The 22725-nt window shown below is 66.6% G+C and carries 19 protein-coding genes; 13 read left to right on the forward strand and 6 right to left on the reverse strand.

What is annotated here, in order from left to right; all coding sequences use genetic code 11:
- Positions 1–131: 131 nt before the first annotated feature.
- The 3 genes from K7W03_RS01560 to K7W03_RS01570 all read right to left on the reverse strand — a co-directional run bounded on the left by K7W03_RS01560 (position 132) and on the right by K7W03_RS01570 (position 4105).
- Entirely contained in the window at positions 132–533 is a 402-nt protein-coding gene (locus K7W03_RS01560) for a RidA family protein (protein WP_222885372.1), read from the reverse strand.
- Positions 534–598: 65 nt separating this feature from the next.
- Positions 599–3226 (reverse strand): TonB-dependent receptor plug domain-containing protein, encoded by a 2628-nt coding sequence (locus tag K7W03_RS01565; RefSeq protein WP_222885373.1) that lies wholly within the window; start codon positions 3224–3226, stop codon positions 599–601.
- Between the two features lie 303 nt (positions 3227–3529).
- Positions 3530–4105 carry a TlpA family protein disulfide reductase gene (locus K7W03_RS01570; RefSeq protein WP_222885374.1) on the reverse strand — a complete coding sequence of 192 codons (576 nt, stop codon included), beginning with the start codon at positions 4103–4105 and terminating at the stop codon, positions 3530–3532.
- Positions 4106–4148: 43 nt separating this feature from the next.
- Between K7W03_RS01570 and argH the strand changes: the two genes are divergently transcribed.
- From argH to K7W03_RS01595, 5 genes are read left to right on the forward strand one after another with little or no spacing between them, the layout of a single operon-like run.
- On the forward strand, positions 4149–5528 hold the full coding sequence (argH, locus tag K7W03_RS01575) for an argininosuccinate lyase (protein WP_140042454.1): 1380 nt from the start codon (positions 4149–4151) through the stop codon (positions 5526–5528).
- Entirely contained in the window at positions 5528–5791 is a 264-nt protein-coding gene (locus tag K7W03_RS01580) for a hypothetical protein (RefSeq protein ID WP_025547053.1), read from the forward strand. Before argH ends, K7W03_RS01580 begins: the two co-directional genes overlap by 1 nt.
- A 31-nt stretch (positions 5792–5822) precedes the next feature.
- Positions 5823–7103, forward strand: a complete 1281-nt coding sequence (lysA, locus tag K7W03_RS01585; protein WP_222885375.1) for a diaminopimelate decarboxylase — start codon at positions 5823–5825, stop codon at positions 7101–7103.
- The gene (locus K7W03_RS01590; protein WP_222885376.1) at positions 7103–7867 is read left to right on the forward strand and encodes a bifunctional precorrin-2 dehydrogenase/sirohydrochlorin ferrochelatase; all 765 of its coding nucleotides are present in this window, start codon (positions 7103–7105) and stop codon (positions 7865–7867) included. Before lysA ends, K7W03_RS01590 begins: the two co-directional genes overlap by 1 nt.
- Positions 7864–8817, forward strand: coding sequence for a zinc transporter ZntB (locus tag K7W03_RS01595; RefSeq protein WP_044662771.1), 954 nt, complete (start codon positions 7864–7866; stop codon positions 8815–8817). The genes K7W03_RS01590 and K7W03_RS01595 overlap by 4 nt, the downstream gene beginning before the upstream one ends.
- A gap of 46 nt (positions 8818–8863) precedes the next feature.
- On the opposite strand, the gene K7W03_RS01600 is transcribed toward K7W03_RS01595, so the two are convergent.
- Both K7W03_RS01600 and K7W03_RS01605 read right to left on the reverse strand, forming a co-directional pair.
- Positions 8864–9487, reverse strand: a complete 624-nt coding sequence (locus tag K7W03_RS01600) for a response regulator transcription factor (protein WP_048575479.1) — start codon at positions 9485–9487, stop codon at positions 8864–8866.
- Positions 9488–9540: 53 nt separating this feature from the next.
- Complete coding sequence (locus tag K7W03_RS01605) at positions 9541–10182, reverse strand: TetR/AcrR family transcriptional regulator (RefSeq protein ID WP_025547049.1); 642 nt, start codon at positions 10180–10182, stop codon at positions 9541–9543.
- An 87-nt stretch (positions 10183–10269) separates the two neighbouring features.
- Between K7W03_RS01605 and K7W03_RS01610 the strand changes: the two genes are divergently transcribed.
- The 3 genes from K7W03_RS01610 to K7W03_RS01620 are packed head-to-tail and all read left to right on the forward strand — an operon-like array spanning position 10270 to position 14511.
- On the forward strand, positions 10270–11814 hold the full coding sequence (locus K7W03_RS01610; RefSeq protein ID WP_222885377.1) for an efflux transporter outer membrane subunit: 1545 nt from the start codon (positions 10270–10272) through the stop codon (positions 11812–11814).
- The gene (locus K7W03_RS01615) at positions 11807–12970 is read left to right on the forward strand and encodes an EmrA/EmrK family multidrug efflux transporter periplasmic adaptor subunit (RefSeq protein WP_222885378.1); all 1164 of its coding nucleotides are present in this window, start codon (positions 11807–11809) and stop codon (positions 12968–12970) included. Before K7W03_RS01610 ends, K7W03_RS01615 begins: the two co-directional genes overlap by 8 nt.
- 11 nt (positions 12971–12981) lie before the next feature.
- The gene (locus K7W03_RS01620; RefSeq protein ID WP_025547043.1) at positions 12982–14511 is read left to right on the forward strand and encodes a DHA2 family efflux MFS transporter permease subunit; all 1530 of its coding nucleotides are present in this window, start codon (positions 12982–12984) and stop codon (positions 14509–14511) included.
- 9 nt (positions 14512–14520) lie between these two features.
- Here the strand turns inward: K7W03_RS01620 and K7W03_RS01625 are convergent, their stop codons facing one another.
- On the reverse strand, positions 14521–16098 hold the full coding sequence (locus tag K7W03_RS01625) for an ABC-F family ATP-binding cassette domain-containing protein (protein WP_222885379.1): 1578 nt from the start codon (positions 16096–16098) through the stop codon (positions 14521–14523).
- 188 nt (positions 16099–16286) lie between these two features.
- Between K7W03_RS01625 and K7W03_RS01630 the strand changes: the two genes are divergently transcribed.
- The 5 genes from K7W03_RS01630 to nirD all read left to right on the forward strand — a co-directional run bounded on the left by K7W03_RS01630 (position 16287) and on the right by nirD (position 22720).
- Positions 16287–16865 carry an ANTAR domain-containing response regulator gene (locus K7W03_RS01630; protein WP_025547041.1) on the forward strand — a complete coding sequence of 193 codons (579 nt, stop codon included), beginning with the start codon at positions 16287–16289 and terminating at the stop codon, positions 16863–16865.
- A complete protein-coding gene (locus tag K7W03_RS01635; RefSeq protein WP_099186134.1) occupies positions 16865–18067 on the forward strand; it encodes an ABC transporter substrate-binding protein in 1203 nt (400 codons plus the stop codon). Before K7W03_RS01630 ends, K7W03_RS01635 begins: the two co-directional genes overlap by 1 nt.
- A gap of 226 nt (positions 18068–18293) precedes the next feature.
- The gene (locus K7W03_RS01640) at positions 18294–19550 is read left to right on the forward strand and encodes a nitrate/nitrite transporter (protein ID WP_222885380.1); all 1257 of its coding nucleotides are present in this window, start codon (positions 18294–18296) and stop codon (positions 19548–19550) included.
- Positions 19551–19847: 297 nt separating this feature from the next.
- Positions 19848–22379, forward strand: coding sequence for a nitrite reductase large subunit NirB (nirB, locus tag K7W03_RS01645; RefSeq protein WP_222885381.1), 2532 nt, complete (start codon positions 19848–19850; stop codon positions 22377–22379).
- Between the two features lie 5 nt (positions 22380–22384).
- Positions 22385–22720: a nitrite reductase small subunit NirD gene (nirD, locus tag K7W03_RS01650; protein WP_222885382.1), complete on the forward strand. Its 336-nt coding sequence runs from the start codon at positions 22385–22387 to the stop codon at positions 22718–22720.
- Positions 22721–22725: the final 5 nt, after the last annotated feature.

The following is a 22725-nucleotide window of genomic DNA, read 5'->3' on the forward strand; positions in this document are numbered from 1 at the left end:
CTAAGCTGGAAGCTCGCTACGCTCGCGCCCACCCCTAACCCCTCCCGTTTACGGGAGGGGAATGTCTTGGATTGGCCATTTCCCGACATTCCGAATTTGTCCACGCGGCCCAAAAGCCGGATGGCCTTCGGCTATTTGAAGCTCGCGATGCATTCGATCTCCAGCGGCGCGCCCATCGCCAGCCCGTCCGCGCCGAACGCGCTTCGGGCGGGCAGCCGCTTGCCCTGGAAATAGCTGACATAGATGCCGTTGAATCGTGGCCAATCCGCCATGTCGTCCAGCATCACCGTGCATTTGACGACATGGCCGAAGTCGAGGCCATTGTCCTTCAGGATCTTGCCGATGGAATCCATGGAATTGCGGACTGCGGCATCGAAGCCCTCCTTATGGGGGTCCATGCCATCCGGCACCCGGCCGATCTGGCCGGAAAGATACAGGGTATCGCCTGCCCGCACGGCAGGGGAGAAGGGAGGCTGCTGCGCGGCCAGCGGCGTGGCGCCAACAGCCAGGACCAGGGCGAACCATTTCTTCATATGCCTATTTCCCCGATGCAAAAAGGGCCGGTCCTTTGGCGGACCGGCCCTTCCTTCGTGACGCGTCAGAATTTGAAGTCGAGCCGGGCGTAATAATAGCCGCCCGACGTGCTGTAGGGTCCGTGGCCATAATAGCTGTTATAGGCCCCGGCGCCGTTGATATAGGGCGAGACGCCAGCGCCCGGCGTGACGCCTTGCATCAGCGCGGGCACTTCCGGCCGCTTGTTGAACAGGTTGTTCGCACCCACAGAGAAGGTGACGGCATCGGTGAAGTCGTAGCTTGCCTCCAGATCGGTGAGCGCGGTCGCCTTGACCACGCCGTTGAAGTAGAGCTGGTTGGCGTTGATCCCGTTGACAATGGCGCCGTCCGCGATCAGGAAGCCGCCATTCGGGATGAAGCCAGCGGACGGCGTGAAGGCCGGGCGGACAAGCACGCTGGTCTTGCCGTAGAAGGTTTCACGCAGGTTGAGCGCGAATTTGCCGCTTTTGAACAGCGCCCCGGCGACGATCTTATAATCGGGGTTGGAGCGTTCGATATTGCTTTCCGACGCCGCGTTGAAGATGGGGTAGCCCACCTTGTTGTTGGTGATCTTCGTCTTGTTGTAATTCGCCGTCAGCGACAGGTTCAGCGTGCCGAAGTCCAGCGCGACGGGGTAGGCGGCCGAGAAATCGATGCCCCAAGTGCGGGTGTCGATGCCGTTGGTGAAGCTGGACACGCCGATCGTGCCGCTGGTGAACAGCGCGCTGTCGAGGACGATGCCCGCCGCGTTCAGGGCGTTCAGAATTTCGCTGCCCCCAGCCTGCGGTACGCCGTTTAGGACGGCGTTGCGCGCCGCCGTGCCGGTGATGCGGTCCTTGATCTTGATGATATAGCCGTCGACCGTGATGGCCAGCTTCGGCACCGGCCGCAGCACGACGCCGGCCGAGAAGTTCTTCGACTTTTCAGGCTTCAGCGAGTTGAAGCCCAGCAGCGCGGCGGCAGGCGTGCCGGCGGGAAGCTGCGCGACGGCGCTGGTCGGACCGACGTTGATGGTCGAATATTTCTGTTCCGCCAGCGTCGGGGCGCGGAAGCCGGTGCTGACCGTGCCGCGAACCGCGAAGGCGGGGCTGAAGTCGTAGCGCGTGGTGATCTTGCCGATGGTGGTGTCGCCGAAGTCGGTATAATCCTCGTAACGGCCGGCAAGGTCGACGGACCAGTTTTCAACCGGCTCCGCGATCAGGTTGATGTAGCCCGCGCGCGAACTGCGGCGGAACTTGCCCGCGTCGGTCGCCTTGTATCCGGGGAAGGACTGGACGCCGGTCTTGTAGGTCGAATAATAATCGCCCGCGACGATCTCATAGGTATCCCGGCGATATTCGCCGCCGAAGGCGAAGGTGAGGGGGCCTGCCAGCCCGACTTCGAATTCCTTGCGGATGTCGGCGGTGACGGTGGTCTGGCTCAGGCGGAAGCCGCCGTCATAGGCCTTATCCGGGCTATTGGGAACCGTGGTCGCGCCGGGCTTTAGCGAGTCAGTATAAGATTCGATCCACTGTTCACGGTGCGCTGACTGTTCTGTCCAGATGTCGTCTTTCTGATAGCCGTAAGTAGTGCTGAGGTCGTAGTTCCAGCCCGCAGCTTCGCCTTTGGCGCCGACGGTAAAGCTATATTCATCCTCGATCACATGCTGGAGCGGAACCATGCCGTAGATGCCGGTATCGCTGTAACAGGTGCTGGGATCATAAGCAGCCGTATTTATAACGCCGTTCGGGTTCGCAGGATTATAGCAGATGCGCTTGGGATGGCGGTAGCCCTGCTTGGCATAGCCGATGCGGCGGGCATAATCACCGAAGCTGTAGAGTTCGATGCCGCCGAAATCATAGCCCATATTGTAGAAGGCTTCGGTCAGATAGGTCTTGGGCTGGCCGCCGTTGATGCCCGACAGCGCATCGCCCGCCAGGTTCGACCATTGGGCGGGCGTGTTGGGCTGAAGCGTGCCGTCCGGCCTGGTGATCTGGACCTGCCCGGTGCCGACCGTGGTGTAATCCTGGCGGCGGTGGAACAGGCTCAGGTTGAAGAAGCCGTCCTCGCCCAGCTTGAAGCCCATATTGCCGGAGGCGGAGAACAATTCGCCTTCGCTGTCATAATATTGGCCGCCCGTGACCTTGAAGCTGCCGCCTTCATTATTGTCCTTCAGGATGAAGTTGATGACGCCCGCGATGGCATCCGTGCCATAGACGGCGGCTGCGCCTTCCTGGAACACTTCGACGCGGGCGATGGCGTCCGGCGGGATCAGGTCGATGCTGGGCGCCGCCGAACCCTGGAACGCGCCGGAGATCACCTGGAGGATGCCGTTGCCGTGGCGGCGCTTGCCGTTGACCAGCACCAGCGTGTGGTTGGGGCTGAGGCCGCGCAGACGGGCGGAGAGCGAGAAGCTGGAAAGGTCGGTGCCCTGCGTCTGGGCGGTGAAGCTCGGGACGATCTGGGTCAGGACCTGGTTGAGGTTCGGCTGGCCGACATGGCTGATCGCCTCCTGGCTCAGCACCTGGATCGGCGCGGCGCTTTCGGCCGCCTGCATGCCGACGGCGCGGGTGCCGGTGACGATGATGGCGGCGCCATCATCGGCTTGCGCGGTCTGCGCCTCCTGCGCCATCGCACAGGCCGACCAGGACGAGGCCAGCACCAATGAAAGGCGAAGAGCGGATAATCTTGTCATCTATGCCCCCTGTTTTGCATTTATCCATGACAGGGGGATCAACGAACTTTTAGGATGAAACCTCTACCGCATCGCACAAAAAATAGAAAAATTAAATATTTCTTCTTTATTTCTAGGAGGAAAATCAGACAGATTGCGACGCCATGAGGTAGAATGGCAATTGATTAGGGTGCATGTAGCGCGGCGCATTTTGCAAGCAGCGCACATGGCGGATTTTTGACGGAAGTTCGTTTCAGGAAAACCTTGCCCCTGTTCGTCATGCCGAACCTATCGACATGACGAGTGGACAGGGGGAGCAGGGGATCAGCTCGCCATCGCCGCTTCGATCAGCGCGCGGCCTTCCCTGCTGGCCCAATCCATCGCGCCGACCACCCGGACCATTTCCTTGCCCTGCGCATCATAGATGACGGTCGTCGGCAGCATGCCGGTGTTGTAGTGGAAGCCGAACTGGTTTTCCGGGTCGATCCAGCCCTTCAGATGCGGCAACGGATGCTTTTCGAAAAAGGGCTTGATCACCGTCTCCCCCTGGCTGTCCTGGGAGATGGTGAGCACGGCGAGCCCCTTCCTGCCATAATCCGCCGCCACGGCATCCAGCGTCGGCATTTCCGCCACGCAGGGCGCGCACCAGGTCGCCCAGAGGTTGACCAGCACCGGCTTGCCCGCGAAATCCTTGAGGCTGGCATCGCTGCCGTCCGGATTCTGGAAGGTGAAATCGGGGGCAGCGGTTCCGGCCTTCGACCTGTCGAGCGTGTAGCTGAACGCGCCTTTCCCGCTTTGCGCCGGTCCCGTCGCCTCGCCGCTGGTGGCGTTCTGGCCTTGCCCGGCGGGCGGGGATTGCTTATCGCACGCGCCAAGGCCGGCCAGCAGGAGCAGTGTCATTACGCAGCGTAAGGATGATCGCACGGGGAAAAGCTCCAACAGCATGTGGGGCGGACGCTTCGCGGCCGGTCCGGCTTCGGTCATGCGGGAGATAAATGCGTCGATCCCGTTCGACAAGCGCCTGTGGAAGCAGGACATCGCCGGGTCGAAGGCGCATGTCGCGATGCTCGCCAAACAGGGCATCGTCGACGGAGAGGACGCGCAGGCCATCACCGAGGGGCTGAACCGCATCGCCGCCGAATATGAAGCCGACGGCGTGCCGGTCGATCTGGACCTGGAAGACATCCACATGGTCACGGAGTCGCGGCTGGCCGAACTGATCGGTCCGGCGGCGGGACGGCTGCACACGGCGCGCTCGCGCAACGATCAGGTGGCGACCGATTTCCGCCTCTGGGTGCGCGACGCCATCGATGAGGTGGAGGCGGGCCTGCAGGGCCTGTCCGCCATGCTGCTCACCCGCGCAGAGGAGCATGCCGATGCGGTGATGCCCGGCTTCACCCATCTCCAGTCCGCGCAGCCGGTGACGCTCGGTCATCACCTGATGGCCTATCATGAGATGGTCCGCCGCGACCGCAGCCGCTTCGCCGACGCGCGGGAGCGGCTGAACGAGTGCCCGCTGGGCGCGGCGGCGCTGGCCGGGACCGGCTTCCCGATCGACCGCCACGCCACGGCGGCGGCGCTCGGTTTCGCCAAGCCGACCGACAACAGCCTCGACAGCGTGTCGGACCGCGACTTCGCGCTCGATTATCTGATGGCGGCGACCCAGTGCAGCCTGCACCTCTCGCGGCTGGCCGAGGAATTCATCATCTGGGCGAGCCAGCCCTTCGGCTTCGTGAAATTGCCCGACGCCTATTCGACCGGCAGCTCGATCATGCCGCAGAAGCGCAATCCCGACGCCGCCGAACTGGTGCGCGGCCATGCCGGGCGGATCATGGGCTGCATGAATGCGCTCTGCGTCACGATGAAGGGCCTGCCGCTCGCTTATTCGAAGGACATGCAGGACGACAAGCCGCCGGTGTTCGAGGCGCATGACCTGCTGGGCCTGTCCATCGCGGCGATGACCGGCATGATCGAGACGGTGACGTTCCGCACCGACCGGATGCGCGGCCTGGCGGAAAGCGGCTTCGCCACCGCGACCGACCTCGCCGACTGGCTGGTGCGGGAGGGCGACATTCCCTTCCGCGAGGCGCATCATATCACGGGCCGCGCGGTCGCGGCGGCGGAGGCGGCGGGCGTTCAGCTTGCCGATCTGCCGCTGGAAACGCTCAAGGCCATTGATGCGCGGATCGATGAGCGTATCTATGCGGTGCTGACGGTCGACGCCTCGGTCGCCAGCCGCAGGAGCCATGGCGGCACCGCGCCCGATCAGGTGCGCGCGCGGATCGCTGAGGCCCGGAACGATGCGAAAGGGCAGAAGAAGTGATGACGGCACGGATCGCCAAAGGGGTTGCGCTGGCGGCGCTTGCGCTGGCCTTGGCGTCCTGCGGCGGTCGCCAGCCGCTGAAGCCGGTGCAGGGGCAGCGCCTGCCCGCCGTGCCGGTGGGCGCGGCGACGGCGCCCACCGCCGCGCAGCTCACCACGCCCACGATCCAGGCGCGGCCGGAACGGAATGTCGAACTGCTGACCCAATCGAAGGTGCGCGGCGACGACCCGTTCGACCTGCCGCCCGAAAGCGACCCCCGCTGATTTTGGCGCTCAGATTCTAGGATAGACTGACTTGGACCATTTTACCTATGTCGACGGCGCGATGCTGGTGGAGCAGGTGCCGATGGCGGAGATCGCCGCGCAGGTCGGCACGCCCGTCTACATCTATTCGACCGCGACCCTGACCCGCCATGTCGGCGTGTTCCGCGAAGGACTGTCGCAGCTCCATGATCCGCTGATCGCCTTCGCGGTGAAGGCCAATCCCAACGCCGCCGTGCTGGCGACGCTGGCGAAGCTGGGCCTCGGCGCCGACGTCGTGTCCGTGGGCGAACTGCTGCGCGCCATGGCGGCGGGCATTCCGGCGGACCGCATCGTCTTTTCAGGCGTCGGCAAGACGGCCGACGAAATGCGCATCGCGCTGGAAAAGGGCATCTACCAGTTCAATCTGGAGAGTGAGCCCGAAGCGGAAATGCTCTCCGAAGTGGCCCTGTCGATGGGGAAGAGGGCGCCGGTCGCCTATCGCATCAACCCCGATGTCGACGCGGGAACCCATGCCAAGATCTCGACCGGCAAGTCGGAAAACAAGTTCGGCATCCCCTATGACCGGGCGCTGGCCAGCTATGCCGCGGCGCGCGACCTCCCCGGCCTCGACGTGCAGGGCGTGGCGGTGCATATCGGCAGCCAGCTCACCGATCTCGCGCCCCTGGAAGCCGCCTTCGCCAAGGTCGGCGCGCTGATCGAAAGGCTGCGCGGCGAAGGCCATGACATCCGCACCGCCGATCTCGGCGGCGGGCTGGGCGTGCCCTATGATCCCTCGCAGCCGCTGCCGCCCAGCCCCGCCGACTATGGCGCGATGGTGACGCGGGTGACGCAGGGCTGGAACGTCCGCCTGATGTTCGAGCCGGGCCGCCTGATCGTCGGCAATGCGGGCGTGCTGCTGTCGCAGGTGGTGCGGGTGAAGCAGGGCGCGCAGGCCCCCTTCGTGATCGTCGACGCGGCGATGAACGACCTGCTGCGGCCCAGCCTCTACGACGCCTGGCACGACATCCGCGCCGTGCAACCGAAGGGCGAGCGCGCCGCCGCCAATGTGGTGGGCCCGGTGTGCGAGACGGGCGACACCTTCGCCATGCACCGCGACATGGATGTGGTGGGGGCGGGCGATCTGGTCGCCTTCATGACCGCCGGGGCCTATGGGGCGACCATGGCGAGCACCTATAACAGCCGCGCGCTGACGCCCGAAGTGCTGGTGTCGGGCGACAAATGGGCCGTGGTCCGCGCCCGTCCGCCGGTAGAGGCGCTGATCGAGGGGGACAGCATTCCGGCCTGGATAGCGTCGAAGGATGTGCAGGACTGATGCACAGCCTGCCCGTCTTCCTGCGGTTGCAAGGGCGGGCCGTCATCCTGACCGGCGAAGGGGAGGCGGCGGACGCCAAGCGCCGCCTGCTCGAACGCGCGGGCGCGCGGATCGTGGGGGAGGCGGCTGAGGCCACGCTCGCTATCGTGTCGGATGGCGATGCGGCGACCGTGCAGCGGCTCCGGGCCCGGGGCATATTGGTGAACGCGACCGACAGGCCGGAACTTTGCGACTTCACCCTGCCCGCCATTGTCGACCGGGAGCCGGTGCTGATCGCCATCGGCACGGGCGGCGCTTCGGCGGGTCTCGCCAAGGCGCTCAGGCAACGCATCGAAGCTTTGCTGCCGGCCCGTCTGGGGCTGCTGGCGACGGCGCTTCACGATGCGCGCGCCGCGATCCGCCAGCGCTGGCCCGATGCCGCGGCAAGGCGGCGGGCGATCGACGCCGGCCTTGCCGTGCGCGGGCCGATCGATCCGCTGTCCGACAAAGCCGTGGACGCCGTGCCGCACTGGCTTTCCGAAGGGGGCGGGCTCGGGACCGGGGCCGACAGGCTGGAAAACATCCGCCTGCTGTCGGGCGATCCCGACGATCTCAGCCTGCGCGCCGCCCGCCTGCTGGGCGAGGCGGATCGCGTCTATCACGCGCCGGACGTGCCTGCCGCGATACTGGACCGGGCGCGGGCCGATGCCGTGCGCATCCTGGCAGACGCGCCGCCCGACGATCCGGGGGCAGGCCTGTCGCTCTGGATGGAGAGGACGCCATAAGCCGGGTCTTCCTCTTCGACGGCGCTCGGGCGCAGGAAATCTCGCTCGACGATTTCTGCGCGCGGACGCAGGACGCGCCGTTCAGTTGGGTCCATGCCGATGGCTGGAAGGAGGATGCCCGCCACGTCGCGTCCCGCTGCGACCATATGCCCGAAGCGGCGCTGTCCGCGCTGCTGGCGCAGGAGACCCGGCCGCGCTGCACGCTGATGGCCCATGGCGCGCTGGTGAACCTGCGCGGGCTTGGCGCGGCGGATGACGATGGAGGCGACCCGCTGGTGTCGATCCGCCTCTGGGCCGAAGAGGCGCGGGTCATTTCCGTCAGCTATCGGCCGCTCGCGGCGATGGAGCCCGTCATGCAGCAGATGCTGCGGGGTCTGATCCGCGATCCGGGCGACCTGATCGCCGCCTTCGCGCAGCAGATCACCGAAGCGCTCGACCCGGAAGTCGCCGAACTGGGCGACGGCCTGGACGAGATCGAAAGCGCGCTGACCGAACATGGCCCGGCGGAGGCGCGGCGGCGCGTGTCGGAAATCCGCGCGACGGCGATCGGCTATCGCCGCTTCATCGCGCCACAGCGGCAGGCATTGGAAAGACTGTCCGCCGCCGATGCGTCATGGCTGGAACCCGACGACCGGTTGCACCTCCAGGAAGCGGCCGACCGCTGCGCCCGCATGGCGGAGGAGCTGGAAGCGGTGCGCGAACGGTCGGCGCTCGCCCATGAAGAACTGACCGACCTGCGCGCGGAGCAGATGAACCGGCAGGCGCTGATCATCTCGGTCGTGGCGCTGGTGTTCCTGCCGCTGACCTTCCTGACCGGGCTGCTGGGGATGAATGTGGACGGCATACCCTATGCCCATGAACCCTGGGCCTTTTGGGGCGTGGTCGGTGTGTGCATGGCCATGGCGGCCGGCATTGCCGGCTGGTTCGCGGCGACCCAGTGGCTGAAGTGATTCCGGCCCGTCATTCCGGCCTGCGCCGGGATGACGGCCTCAGGGCCTAGTTCCGTGCCGCGTTGAGCCGGGCGATCTCGTCATGCAGCGCCTGGATCGATGACACCAGCCGCGCCCTGTCCGCCTGCATCTCCGCCAGCGCATCGCGCGTTTCGCCCAGTTCCAGCGCGCGGCGGGCGATCCGCGCGTCCAGTTCCGCATTATGCCGTGCCAGCGCACCGACCTGCTCCGCCCTTGCGCACAAATGGCGCAGCCGCGCATCCAGCAGGTCGAAATCGAAGGGCTTCACCACATGGTCGTCGGCCCCCGCATCCAGCGCGTCGACCGCGGACACCCTGTCGTTCCGCCCGCCGATCATGACGAAGCAGGCATTTTCGGCCAGTCCCGCCGCGCGGATCTTCCGCATCGTCGTCAGGCCGGGCAGCAGCGCCAGTCCCATGTCGATCAGGATGATGTCCACCGGCCGCGTGACCAGCATGTTGAGCGCGGTGAAACCGCTTTCCGCCAGCGCGACGTCATAGCCCAGATGCGACAGCCGCCGGGCCACGACGGCGCGGGACGTGGCGTCTTCATCGACCAGCAGAAGACGCAATCGCCGGGGCGCGCGTCCGCCGTCCGGACCCTGCGCCTGTTGCGGCCTGCTGATGCTGTCGCGTTTCCAGAATTGCATGACGTCCCACCTCTTGCCACCGCGCAGCATAGGATCGGCGGGCAAAGAAATGGTTAACGCGGCTCCGGCGCATAGGCGCGCAGGAAACAGTCCAGCCCATTGTCGACATCGGCCTCGATCTGCTCTGCCGTCGCCCGCTCGATCTGTCCCCAGACCAGCGACTGGTGACAGCCCGTAAGCATCAGCATCGTGAAGGTGCGCGCCGCCAGTTCGGGGTCTGCCCGGCGCAAAAGGCCGCGATCCATCGCCCTTTCCAGGAATTCGGCCACCAATCGCCGGGTATTGCCCGGCGCATGTTGGTAGAAGATCGCCCCCATTTCGGGAAAGCGGCCCGCTTCGGACGCCACCAGCCGGTATAGCGCGACGCTTTCGGGCGAGGTGATCTTCGTCAGCAGGTTGACGCCCAGGGTCCGCAACGTGCCTGCAAGGTCGCCGTCGGGATCGAGGATTTCAGCGAGGCGCGATCGATAAGCGGTGGTCGCGTCGTCCAGAACGGCGGCGAACAGCTCTTCCTTGGACGGGAAATAGCTCCACAGGGTGCCCTTCGATCCGCCCAGCGCCGCGGCGATCCCCGACATGGTCGTCGCGGCATAGCCCTTTTCCATGAAGGAACGCGACGCGACCTTCAATATGGTCTTGCGCCGGTCGCGGCGCCGCGCTTCGCGGCGGCTGATCGGGGGAATGGGCTCCGTCATGAAATCGTACCATATAGTACGCTATTTTGGTTGACAAGGATTCGCATCAGGCGCAAAGGCTCATTTCATACTATTTGGTACGGTTTTATGCCCGTGAGTCGCCTTCCAAATCCCTTTCCCCCTTCCGCTCGCGCCGGGCTTCTTGCCGGGGGCGTGGCCCTGCTGTCCGCCTGTGCGGCGGTGCCCGACCTTGGCCCCCAGCCGGTCGTGCGCGCGCCCGCCAGCATCGCGGCGGAGCGCAGCCTTCAGGCCGACGGTTCCGCGCAATGGCCGTCCGAAGGCTGGTGGAAGGGCTATGGCGATCCGCAACTGGACGCGCTGATCGAGGAAGGGCTGAAGGGTTCGCCGGACGTCAGCGCCGCCGCCGCCCGCTTCGCCCAGGCCAATGCCGCCGCGCAGCAGGCGGGCGCGCCGTTGCTGCCTTCGGGCGATCTGGACGCCAGCAGCGGCGTCACCAAATCCAGCTATAATATGGGCATGCCCAAGGAATTCGTTCCCAAGGGCTGGCTGGGTACCGGCCGGGTGGCGCTGGATTTCGGCTTCGACCTCGATCTGTGGGGCAGGAACCGGGCGGCGCTGGCGGCGGCGACTTCGGAAGCCCGCGCGGCGGAGATCGATGCGCGGCAGGCCCGGCTGGCGCTGGCGGCCGGCGTGGCCGACGCCTATGCCGATCTCGCCCGGCTCTATGACGAGCGTGACATTCAGGCCCGCGCGCTGGAAATCCGCACCGCCAGCCGGAAGCTGGTGGCGGACCGCCGCGCCAACGGGCTGGAAACGCGCGGCAGCGAGCGGCAGGCCGACGCCACCCTATTCTCCGCCAAGGCGCAGCTCGCCGCCGCCGACCAGGCGATTGCCGTCCGCCAGCATCAGATCGCCGCATTGATCGGCGCCGGACCCGACCGGGGTCTCGCCATTGCAAGGCCCCGGCTCGGCAGACCCGGTCCGCTCGGCCTGCCGGCGGACGTCACCACCAATCTGGTCGCCCGCCGCCCCGATGTCGCCGCGGCGCTCGCCCGGACCGAAGCGGCGGCCAAGCGGATCAAGGTGGCGCGGGCCGACTTCTTTCCGGCCATTCGCCTGAGCGCGCTGATCGGCGTGCAATCGCTCGGCTATCAGACGGTGCTCCAGAACGGCGCCTTCTCCGGCGGATCGAGCTCCTTCGCGGACACGCTGTTCAAGAAGGATTCGCTGTTCGGCAATGCGGGGCCGGCGGTCAGCCTGCCGATCTTCCATGGCGGCGCGCTCAGCGGCCAATATCGCGGCGTCCGCGCCGCCTATGAAGAGGCGGTGGCCAGCTATGACCGGACCGTGCTCGGCGCCTATCAACAGGTGGCCGACGCCGTGACCGGACGGCGGACGCTGGACCAGCGGCTGACCGATGCCCGCGCGGCGCTGACCGCGTCGGAGGAAGCCTATGACATCGCCCGCCAGCGCTATGAAGGCGGGCTCAACACCTATCTCGACGTGCTGAACGTGGAGGACCAGCTTCTGGCCGCCCGCCAGACCGTCGCGGAGCTGGAGGCCAGCGCCTTCACGCTCGACATCGCCCTCATCCGCGCGCTGGGCGGCGGCTTTGCCGCCAGCGATGCGCAGAACCCGCTCCAGTTGCCCAAGGATACGCCCCATGGCTGACGCCAAGCCCGAATTCACGTCCGAAGCGAGCAAGGCCGACGATGCGGCCGATGCCGCCGCCCGGCGCATGGAAACCCGCAAGAAATGGCTCGTGCGGCTGGCGCTGGTCATATTGGTCGTCGGCGCGGCCTATGCCCTCTGGTACCTGCTGGTCGGCCGCAACCATGTCAGCACCGACAATGCCTATGTGAATGCGGAAGTGGCGCAGGTGACGCCGCTCATTTCCGCCCAGGCGGTCGAAGTGCTGGTGACGGATACCCAGGCGGTCAAGCGCGGCGACATATTGGTGAAGCTCGACCCCACCAACGCCCGCATCGCCGTGGCGCAGGCGGAGGCCGACCTTGCCGAAGCCCGCCGCCGCTTCCGCCAGACCCTCGCGACCAGCGGCTCGCTGGCGGCGCAGGTGGAGGCGCGCGGCGCCGACATCAACCAGGCGCGGGCCCAGCTCGCGACGGCGCAGGCCGATTTCGACAAGGCGCGCATCGACCTCCGTCGGCGGGAGGCGCTGGCCCCCAACGGCGCCGTCTCGGGCGAGGAACTGACCAGCGCGCGCAAGGCCTATGCCGCGGCGCAGGCGGCGCTCGATCTGGCGAAGGCCGGGGTGGCGACGGCCGAGGCGACACGCGGCGCGGCCAGCGGTCAGCTTGCCGCCAATGACGCGCTGGTGCGCGGGTCGACCGTCGACACCGATCCCGCCGTGCTGGCCGCGAAGGCGAAGCTGGACAATGCCCGGCTCGACCTTGACCGCTCCATCATCCGCGCCCCGATCGACGGCGTCGTGATCCGGCGGTCGGTGCAGGTCGGCCAGCGCGTCGCGCAGGGCAGCCCGATCATGAGCATCGTGCCGCTCGCCCAGGTCTATGTCGACGCCAATTTCAAGGAACGCCAGCTCGGCCGGGTGAAGGTCGGCATGCCCGCCACGGTCACTTCGGACCTTTATGGCGGCGACGTCGTCTATCATGGTAAGGTGATCGGCTTCGCCGGCGGCACCGGCGCGTCGATGGCGCTGATCCCGGCGCAGAATGCCACCGGCAACTGGATCAAGGTGGTGCAGCGCCTGCCCGTGCGCATCGCGCTCGATCCCAGGGAACTGGCCGAACATCCCCTGCGCATCGGGCTTTCCATGGAAGCCGAAATCGACCTTTCGGGCGAATAGGGAGGCCCGTGGTGAGCCGCCCGGCCGAAACCTTCACGCTCCTGTCGCCCCGTCATCGCCTGCTGGCGGGGCTGACGCTGGCGCTCAGCAATTTCATGGTCGTGCTCGACCTTACCATCGCCAATGTCTCGGTGCCGCATATCGCGGGCAATCTGGGCATTTCCGCCGATCAGGGCACCTGGATCATCACCAGCTACGCCGTGGCGGAGGCGATCTGCGTGCCGCTGACCGGCTGGCTGGCGCAGCGTTTCGGCGCCGTGCGGCTGTTCACCTTCGGCATGCTGGGCTTCGGCCTGTTCTCCCTGCTGTGCGGCCTGTCCATGACGCTGGGCATGATCGTCGTCTGCCGCATCGGCCAGGGCCTGTGCGGCGGGCCGCTGATGCCGATGTCGCAGACCCTGCTGATGCGCATCTTTCCGCCGGAACAGCGCGGGCGCGTCATGGGGCTGTGGGCGATGACGACGCTGCTCGGCCCCGCGCTCGGTCCCATCGTCGGCGGCTATATCAGCGACAACTGGAGCTGGCACTGGATCTTCTTCATCAACCTGCCCATCGCGGCCCTGTGCGTCTTTGCCGCCATGGTGCTGCTGCCCCCGGTGGAGACGGATCGGATGAAGCTGCCCATCGACTATATCGGCCTTGCGCTGCTCATCTTCTGGATCGGCTGCCTTCAGATCATGCTGGACATCGGGCGCGACCATGACTGGTTCGGCGATCCGCTGATCGTCGCGCTGGCGGTGCTGGCGGCCATCGGCTTCTGCGTCTTCCTGATCTGGGAACTGACCGAGGAACATCCCATCGTCGACCTGCGCGTGTTCCGCCATATCGGCTTCACCTCCGGGGTGTTCACGCTCGCGCTCTGCTTCGGGGCCTATTTCGCGGGTATCGTCGTCATCCCGCAATGGCTGCAGATTTCGATGGGCTATACCGCCGCCTGGGCGGGGCTGGCGACGGCGTTCACGGCGATGACCGCCATGCTCGTGGCGCCCATTGTCGGGCGGCTGGTGAGCAAGGTCGACGTGCGCCTGATGATTTCGACCGGCGTCGCCTGGATCGGGCTGATGACGCTTTGGCGGGCGCACTGGACCACCGATGCGGATTTCTGGACGATCTCCCTTCCGCAACTGGCCCAGGGTTTCGGCATGCCCCTGTTCATGATCCCGCTGACGACGCTGACCCTGGGGTCGGTCCGGCCGGAGGAAACCGCCTCTGCGGCGGGCATGCAGAATTTCCTGCGCACGCTGGCCATCGCCATTTCCACGTCGATCGTGCTGACCGGCTGGGGGAACGGGCAGCGGGTGTGGCGCAATGAGGTGGTCGGGACGCTGCATGGCGATGCGACCATGGCCGACCTGGCCAGCCGCGGCTTCACGCAGGAACAGGCGCGGCAGACGGTGGGCAATCTGGTCGACGCCCAGTCGCAGGTGGTGTCGATGAACCATGTCTTCTTCATCGCCGCGCTGGTGCTGTTCCTGGCCGCCGCCGTGGTGTGGCTTGCCCCGCGCCCCACCGGCAATGTCGATCGTTCGGCGGCGCACTGACCGGCGCGCCTATTTCAGGCTGACCTCCCGGCCGATGCCGACCGCTTCCAGAAAGGCGGAGTCATGGCTGATCACGATCAACGCGCCGTCGAAGGCGGCAAGCCCCTGCTCGATGGCCGCGACGGAATCGAGATCGAGATGATTGGTCGGCTCGTCCAGCATCAGCAGCGGCGGCAATGTGTCGCCGCCAAGCACGCAGGCGAGCCCGGCGCGCAACAACTGCCCGCCGCTGAGCGTCCCCACCCTCTGCAGCGCCAGATCGGCGCGGAACCGGAACCGCGCCAATGCCGCGCGCACGGCATTTTCGGTGGCGCGGGGGTGCAGCCGGGCGAAATTGGCGGCAATGCTGGCCCGCGGGTCGAGCAGGCCGACGCTCTGGTCCAGCAGCGCGCAATCGACCGATAGCTGCACCGTACCGGACAGCGGCGGGATCAGACCGGCGATCAGCTTCAGCAGCGTCGATTTGCCCGCGCCATTGGGCCCGGTGACGGCAATCCGCTCCGGCCCGTCGATCCGCAGGCTGAAGTCGCGCAGCACCGGCGCATCGGCGCGATAGCCCGCCGACACCCTGTCGATCCGCACGATCTGCCGGTCAGCCTGCAATCCGGTCGAGGGCATGGCGACGGTCAGGCTTTCGACGATCTCGATCCGGCTGCGCGCCGCCTGCGCCGCCTCCTCCGCCTCCCGGCGCAGGCGGTCGGCCAATCGCGCGGCATCGCCGCCGGACCCTTCCGCCCGGTTCTTCCGCATGCCGATCAGGATGCGCGGCATGTCGCCCTTCGCACCCTTGCGCGCTCCGGCGGCGTCCCGGCGCTGCTTGCGCTCGGCTGCGATCTGCGTCCGGCGGGCGATGTCCGTCATGCGCCGTTCGGCCTGGTCCAGTTGCTGGCCCGCCGCGGCGAGTTCGACGGCCTTGCGCTCGCGATAGGCGGTCCAGTTGCCGCCATAGCGCTGGATGCCAAGGCTCGTCAGTTCCGCAATGGCCTCCATCTGCTCCAGCAGCGCGCGGTCGTGGCTGACGACGATCGCGCCGGCCTTCCATCGCGAAAGCAGGTCGGACAGGGCAGCGCGCCCCTCGGCATCCAGATTGTTGGTCGGCTCGTCCAGCAACAGGAAGTCGGGCCGGGCAAAGGCCGCTCCGGCCAGCGCGGCGCGGCTGCGCTGGCCGCCGGACAAGGCCAGCAATGGCGTGTCGGGATCGGCCGCCAGCCCGACGGAGGCCAGCGCTTCCTCCATCCGCCCGGGCAGCGTCCAGTCGCAGGCCTCCAGCTCCGCCATATCGGCCTCGCCCCGCTCCGCCTTGCCGAGCAGGGCCAGCGCCTCCCGCGCGCCGAACAGGTCGGCAATGCGTTCCTCCGGGTCGACCTGAACGGTTTGGCGCAGCGTCGCGATGCCGCCGTCGATGCGGATCGTGCCGCTGGCGGGCGCGCGTTGCCCGGCGATCAGGGCGAGCAAGGTCGACTTGCCGACTCCATTGCGTCCGACAAGGCCGAGTCGTTCGGCGGTGAAACGAAAATCGAGCCCGGAAAGGACGGCCGTGCCGTCAGGCGCGGACCAGCCGAGCTGGGAAATGACGATGGAGGGCATGGACGGCAACTTTCCTGAGGGCAGAGCGATTGGGCTTTGCGATCAGATAGTTGTCCATGACGTCATCCTCCGGGAAACGGGATCGGGGGATACAGCGGCGCGTCATCCTTGGCAACTGTCGTCGGTCGCGCCCGATTGACGCGGCGCAACATCGCGGCCACTGAGTGGCGAAAAAGGCTTGGGGTCTCATGCGAATCGTCATCATCGACGACAGCGGCCTGCGCGCGACGGTTCTGGAGGAAGGGCTGCGCGAGGCGGGCTATGACGATATTCATATCGTCCCCCCGCGCGGCGGATTCGTCGCGCGGCTGGAACGCATGGCCCCGGACGTCGTGCTGATGGACCTGGGCAGCCCCAGCCGCGATACGCTGGAGGAGATGCTGACGGTCAGCCGGGCGCTCGCCCGTCCCATCGCCATGTTCGTCGACCAGTCCGACGAGGCGATGATCGGCGCGGCCATCGACGCGGGCGTATCCGCCTATGTCGTCGACGGGCTGCGGAAGGAGAGGGTGAAGCCGGTGCTGGAACTGGCGGTGCGTCGCTTCAACGCCTTCGCGAAATTGCAGTCCGAACTGGACGAGGCGCGCACCGCGCTGTCCGACCGCAGGATCGTCGATCGCGCCAAGTCCATCCTGATGAGCCAGCGCGGCCTTTCGGAGCCGGACGCCTATGCGCTGCTGCGGTCGAGCGCGATGAATCAGGGAAAGAAGATCGTGGACGTCGCCCAGGCCCTCATCACCGCCAGCGACCTGTTGGGAGGGATGTGATGACGACCGACCTGCGCATCGCCTTCCTGCCGCTGACCGACGCCGCCGTATTGGCGGTGGCGCGGGAAAGGGGCTTCGCGGAGGAGGAGGGGCTGCATCTCGACCTGGTCCGCACGACAAGCTGGGCGACGTTGCGCGACCGGCTGGTGTTCGGCCAGGTGCAGGCCGCCCATATGCTGGCGCCGCTCGCCGTCGCCGTGACCCTGGGGTTGAGCCAGCAGGCCGCGCCGCTTGCCGCGCCCTACAAGCTCAACGTCAACGGCAACATGCTGGTGATGGCGAGCGCGTTCGCGCAGGCGCTGGACCCGGACATAGCGGCGCGGCTGGACGACCCGCTGGGCACCGCGCATGATTTCGCGGCGGCCATCGGCCTCTGGAAGCGCAAGCCGGTGATCGGCGTCGTCCATCGCTTTTCCAGCCATTCCGTCATGCTGCGCTACTGGCTGGCGAGCGCGGGGGTCGATCCGGATCGCGACGTCATCCTGCGCGTGCTTCCCCCCTCGCTGACGGTGGAGGCGATCGGGGCGGGGGAGATTGACGGCTTCATCGCGGGCGAACCCTGGGGCAGCGCGGCCGTCGATGCCGGGCTGGCCGAAGCCGTGGCCATTGGCGAGCGCATCTGGCGGCGCGGGGTGGAGAAGGTGCTGGCTTTCCGCACGCCCTGGCTGGAGGAGAATCCCGACAGCGTCGACCGGCTGCTGCGGGCGCTGGTGCGGGCGGCGGGCTGGTGCGACGACCCGGAAAATCAGGAGGCGCTGGCGCATCTTCTCTCGCGCCCCCAATATGTGGACCAGCCTGCGGAGGTGATCCTGCGCGCGCTGTCGGGCAGGATCGTGCCCCGCATCGACATGGCGCCGCTCTCCATGCCCGATTTCATGCTCTTCTCGCGGGAGGCGACGCCCTTTCCGTGGCGCAGCCAGGCGCTGTGGATCTATTCGCAGCTCGTCCGCTGGAAGATGGTGGACCATAGCGCGGACAATGCCGCCCGGGCCGCGTCGGTGTTCCGGCCGGACATCTTCCGCCGGGCGCTGGCGGACAGCGACGTCGCGATGCCGGGCGCCAGCATGAAGGTGGAAGGGGCGGTGGCCTCTCCGCTCGCGGTGGGATCGAAACGGGGCGAACTGACGCTGGGGCCGGACCGTTTCTTCGACGGCCGGATATTCGATCCGGAGCGGATCGAGGATTTCCTCGCCAGCTTCTGAAAACCCACCCTCGCGCTCGCCAATTTGTGCCTTGCAACATGGATCGAATCACGAGATAAGACGAGAGTCGCGCGACGAGGCGCGTTTTCCGGGATGAGCCCTTCCCAAGGTCGGGATCGCGTTCTCCCTCCGATCATACAGCAAAGCCGCTGGCCGGATTTCGCAGGAGCGAGGTCCGGAAGCGGCTTTTTTCGTGCCCATTTCACAAGATTCGAGGGACGTCATCATGGCAACTGCATATTGGGAGCGTCCGGAGGACCAGGCTCCGGGGGTTGAAGGAGAAGCCGGCCAGACCAGTTTCTGGAAGGCCGGGCACACGCCCACGCTTATCGCCGCTTTCCTCTATTTCGACCTTGCCTTCATGGTGTGGGTGCTGCTGGGGCCGCTGGCGCCCTCCATCTCCAAAAGCCTGGGCCTGACGCCGGCCGAAAAGGGGCTGATGGTCGCCGTCCCGACTTTGGCGGGCGCCGTGCTGCGGGTCGTCAACGGCCTGCTGGTCGATCGGATCGGCTGCAAGCAGGCGGGGGCGATCAGCCAGGTGGTCGTCATCCTCGGCCTCTTCACGGCATGGCTTCTCGGCGTCGACAGCTTCGGCGGCACGCTGGCGCTGGGCGTGATCCTGGGCTTTGCCGGGGCCAGCTTCGCGATCGCGCTGCCGCTCGCCAGCCGCTGGTATCCCGCCGAACATCAGGGCAAGGCGATGGGCCTTGCCGGCATGGGCAATTCCGGCACGGTGCTGGCGTCGCTGTTCGCGCCGATGCTGGCCAGGCTGTTCGGCTGGAACGCGGTGCTGGGCCTTGCCTGCATTCCGCTGACCATCGTCTTCATCCTCTATATGGTCATGGCCCGCAACGCGCCCGATGCGCCCGCGCCCAAGCGGCTGGTCGATTATTTCCATCCGCTGAAAAGCGCCGACGCCTGGTGGCTGATGGGCTTCTACTCGGTGACCTTCGGCGGTTTCGTGGGACTGGCCGCCTCGCTGCCGATCTACTTCACCGATCAATTCGGCCTTACCCCGGTGGTCGCGGGCTATTGCACCGCCGGCTGCGTCTTCGCCGGGTCGCTGGTGCGCCCGATGGGCGGCGCGCTGGCCGACCGGATCGGCGGCGTCAAGGCGCTGATGATGGTCTATATCGCTGCCGCGCTGGCTCTGGCGGGCGTCGCCTATGCGCCGACGCTGCTCTCCGCCCTGGGCTTCTTCGTCGCCGCGATGCTGGCGCTGGGCGTCGGCAACGGCGCGGTCTTCCAGCTCGTGCCGCAGCGCTTTCAGGCGGAAATCGGCGTCATGACCGGGCTGGTCGGCATGGCGGGCGGCATTGGCGGCTTCTATCTCGCCTCGTCGTTGGGCATCGCCAGACAGTTCACCGGCAGCTTCGCGCCCGGCTTCCTGATCTTCGCGGGCCTTGCGCTGGCCGCCTTCCTCGGCATCACGCTGGTCCGCGCCCGCTGGCGCGCGACCTGGACCGGCGCGGCGCGCATCTGACCGGGTTACGGCAAGGAGAGGGAGGCGGCGGCCCACGACAGGCCGCCGCCCTTTTCGCGCCTGCGGCAAGGCGCAGGGGCGCCGCAACAAAAATACATCGTGCTGCGAGGAATCGCTTGACCCGAATCGTCAAGAGCATATGCTGCAATGCAAGGGACAGGGTTGTCCTTCTTCCATAGCCGCGGTGGTCCACAGACGGACGATCAAGGCGCTTATGATGGCAAGGCCGCCATCCAGACTTCCGGTTTCAGGACCGGGGGTCCGGATGGCGGCCTTTTTCTTTTCTGGAGTCGAAGGATGGATTTTCAGAACAACGCCGGACCGGAAACGGCCAGTGAAGAGGCGCTCTTCACGCCTTCGGACGATGTTCGCGAACATCTGGTGGTGGTGGGCAACGGCATGGCCGGCTGCCGCGCGGTCGAGGAACTGCTGGCGCGGGACAGGGACCGTTACCGCGTCACCATCTTGGGCGCGGAGCCCCATGTAAATTATAACCGCATCATGCTCTCGCCGGTTCTGGCCGGGGAAAAGAGCTTCGACGACATCATCATCAACAGCCGCGACTGGTACAGCGACAACAATATCGAACTGATCGCGGGCGATCCGGTGACGGCGATAGACCGCGCCGGAAAGACCGTCACGAGCCAATCGGGTCGCACCGTCGGCTATGACAAGCTGCTCATCGCCACCGGGTCCGACCCCTTCATCATCCCGGTTCCGGGGAAGGACCTGCCCGGCGTCATCAGCTTCCGCGACATGAAGGATGTCGACGCCATGCTGGAGGCCGCCGGAAAGGGCGGCGACGCGGTGGTGATCGGCGGCGGCCTGCTCGGCCTCGAAGCCGCACATGGCCTGACCCTGCGCGGCATGAAGGTGACCGTCATCCACCTCATGGACACGCTGATGGAGCGGCAACTCGACGAAGCGGCGGGCTGGCTGCTGAAGTCTGCTCTGGAGGGCCGGGGCCAGACCATCCTGACCGGCGCCAACACCGAATCTATCTATGGCGACGGCAAGGTCGAGGGCGTCCGGCTGAAGGACGGCCGCGAAATCCCCGCCAGTCTGGTGGTGATGGCTGTGGGCATCCGTCCCTCGACCGCTCTTGCCCGCGAAGCCGGGCTGGAGGTCGATCGCGGCATCAGGGTCGACGACCATATGGTCACCAGCGACCCCGATATTCTCGCTGTCGGCGAATGCGTCGAGCATGACGGCAATGTCTACGGCCTCGTCGCCCCGCTGTGGGAGATGTGCCGCAGCCTCGCTGACGGCCTGACCGACCGGCACAGCGGCTACAGGGGTTCCGTCACCTCCACCAAGCTCAAGGTCGCGGGCCTGGACGTCTTCTCCGCCGGCGACTTTTCGGGCGGAGAGGGGTGCGAGGACATCGTCTTGCGCGACGCCTCGCGCGGGGTCTACAAGCGCGTCGTCGTCAGGAACGACAGGATCGTGGGCGCGGTGCTCTATGGCGACACGGTCGATGGCGGCTGGTATTTCGACCTGCTGAAGCGCGAGGAGGATGTCAGCGGCATTCGCGACCTGCTGATCTTCGGTCAGGCTTATGCCGCCCTTGGCGCCTCGGGAGGGGGCGCGCTGGACCCTAAGGCCGCCGTTGCGGCGCTCTCGGACGATGCCGAGATCTGCGGCTGCAACGGCGTAGCCAAGGGCCAGGTGGTCGCCTGCATCGAAAAGGGCGCATGCAGCCTCGACGCGGTGCGCGCCACCTGCAAGGCGTCGGCAAGCTGCGGCTCCTGCACGGGCCTTGTCGAAAATCTGCTGAGCGTCGTGCTGGGCGATGAGGTCCAGTCCGGCCCGAAGACCCTGTGCAAATGCACCAGCTTCACCCATGACGATGTCCGGCGGGAAATCGTGGCGCAGAATATGCGCTCCATCCCGGAAGTCATGCAACTGCTGCACTGGTCGACGCCGGACGGCTGCTCCTCCTGCCGCCCCGCGCTGAACTATTATCTGCTCTGCGCGCTGCCCGGCGAATATCGGGACGACCAGCAGAGCCGCTTCGTCAACGAACGGATGCACGCCAACATCCAGAAGGACGGCACCTATTCGGTCGTGCCGCGCATGTGGGGCGGCCTCACCAGCCCCAGGGAACTGCGCGCCATCGCCGACGTGGTCGAGAAGTACAACGCGCCCATGGTGAAGGTGACGGGCGGCCAGCGGCTCGACATCTTCGGCATCAGGAAGGAAGACCTGCCCGCCGTCTGGGCCGATCTCAACGCCGCCGGCATGGTGTCGGGCCATGCCTATGGCAAGTCGCTGCGCACCGTGAAGACCTGCGTCGGGTCCGAATGGTGCCGCTTCGGCACGCAGGATTCCACGGGCTTGGGGGTCAGGATCGAGCGGATGACCTGGGGATCGTGGATGCCCCACAAGTTCAAGATCGCGGCGTCGGGCTGCCCCCGCAACTGCGCGGAGGCGACGATCAAGGATTTCGGCGTGGTCTGCGTCGACTCGGGCTATGAACTTCATGTCGGCGGCAATGGCGGCATCCATGTCCGCGCCACCGACCTGCTCTGCAAGGTCGCGACCGAGCAGGAGGCGCTCGATCATTGCGCCGCCTTCATCCAGCTCTACCGCGAGGAAGCCCGCTATCTGGAGCGCACCGCGCCGTGGATAGAGCGCGTCGGCGTCGACTATGTGAAACAGCGGATCGTCGAGGACGAAGCAGGCCGCGAGGCGCTGCGCAGCCGCTTCCTCTATTCGCAGAGCTTCTCCCAGGATGATCCCTGGGCGCAGCGCGCAGCCGGTGCGGACAGCGAACTGCACCAGCCCCTCGAACCCCCAATGCCCTTTGGCGCCATCGCTGCGGAGTGAACGACATGACCGACTGGATCGACATCGGAACGCTGGCCGACATTCCCCAGCGCGGCGCCCGCACGGTGCGGATTGCCGGGCAGAAGGAAATCGCTGTCTTCCGCACCGGCGACGACCAAGTCTTCGCGCTGATCAACGAATGCCCGCACAAGAAAGGCCCGCTGAGTCAGGGCATCGTTCACGGCCACAGCGTCGCCTGCCCGCTGCACAATTGGAACATCGCGCTCAAGACGGGTGAAGCGCAGGGCAATGACGAGGGCTGCACCCCGACCGTCGCGGTCAAGCAGGAGGGCGGCCGCATCCTCATCGCCCGCCCGGCCTCGCTCAAGGCGGCTGCATGAAGGCC

This window comes from Sphingobium sp. PNB (assembly GCF_019873065.1).
GTDB lineage: Bacteria > Pseudomonadota > Alphaproteobacteria > Sphingomonadales > Sphingomonadaceae > Sphingobium > Sphingobium fuliginis.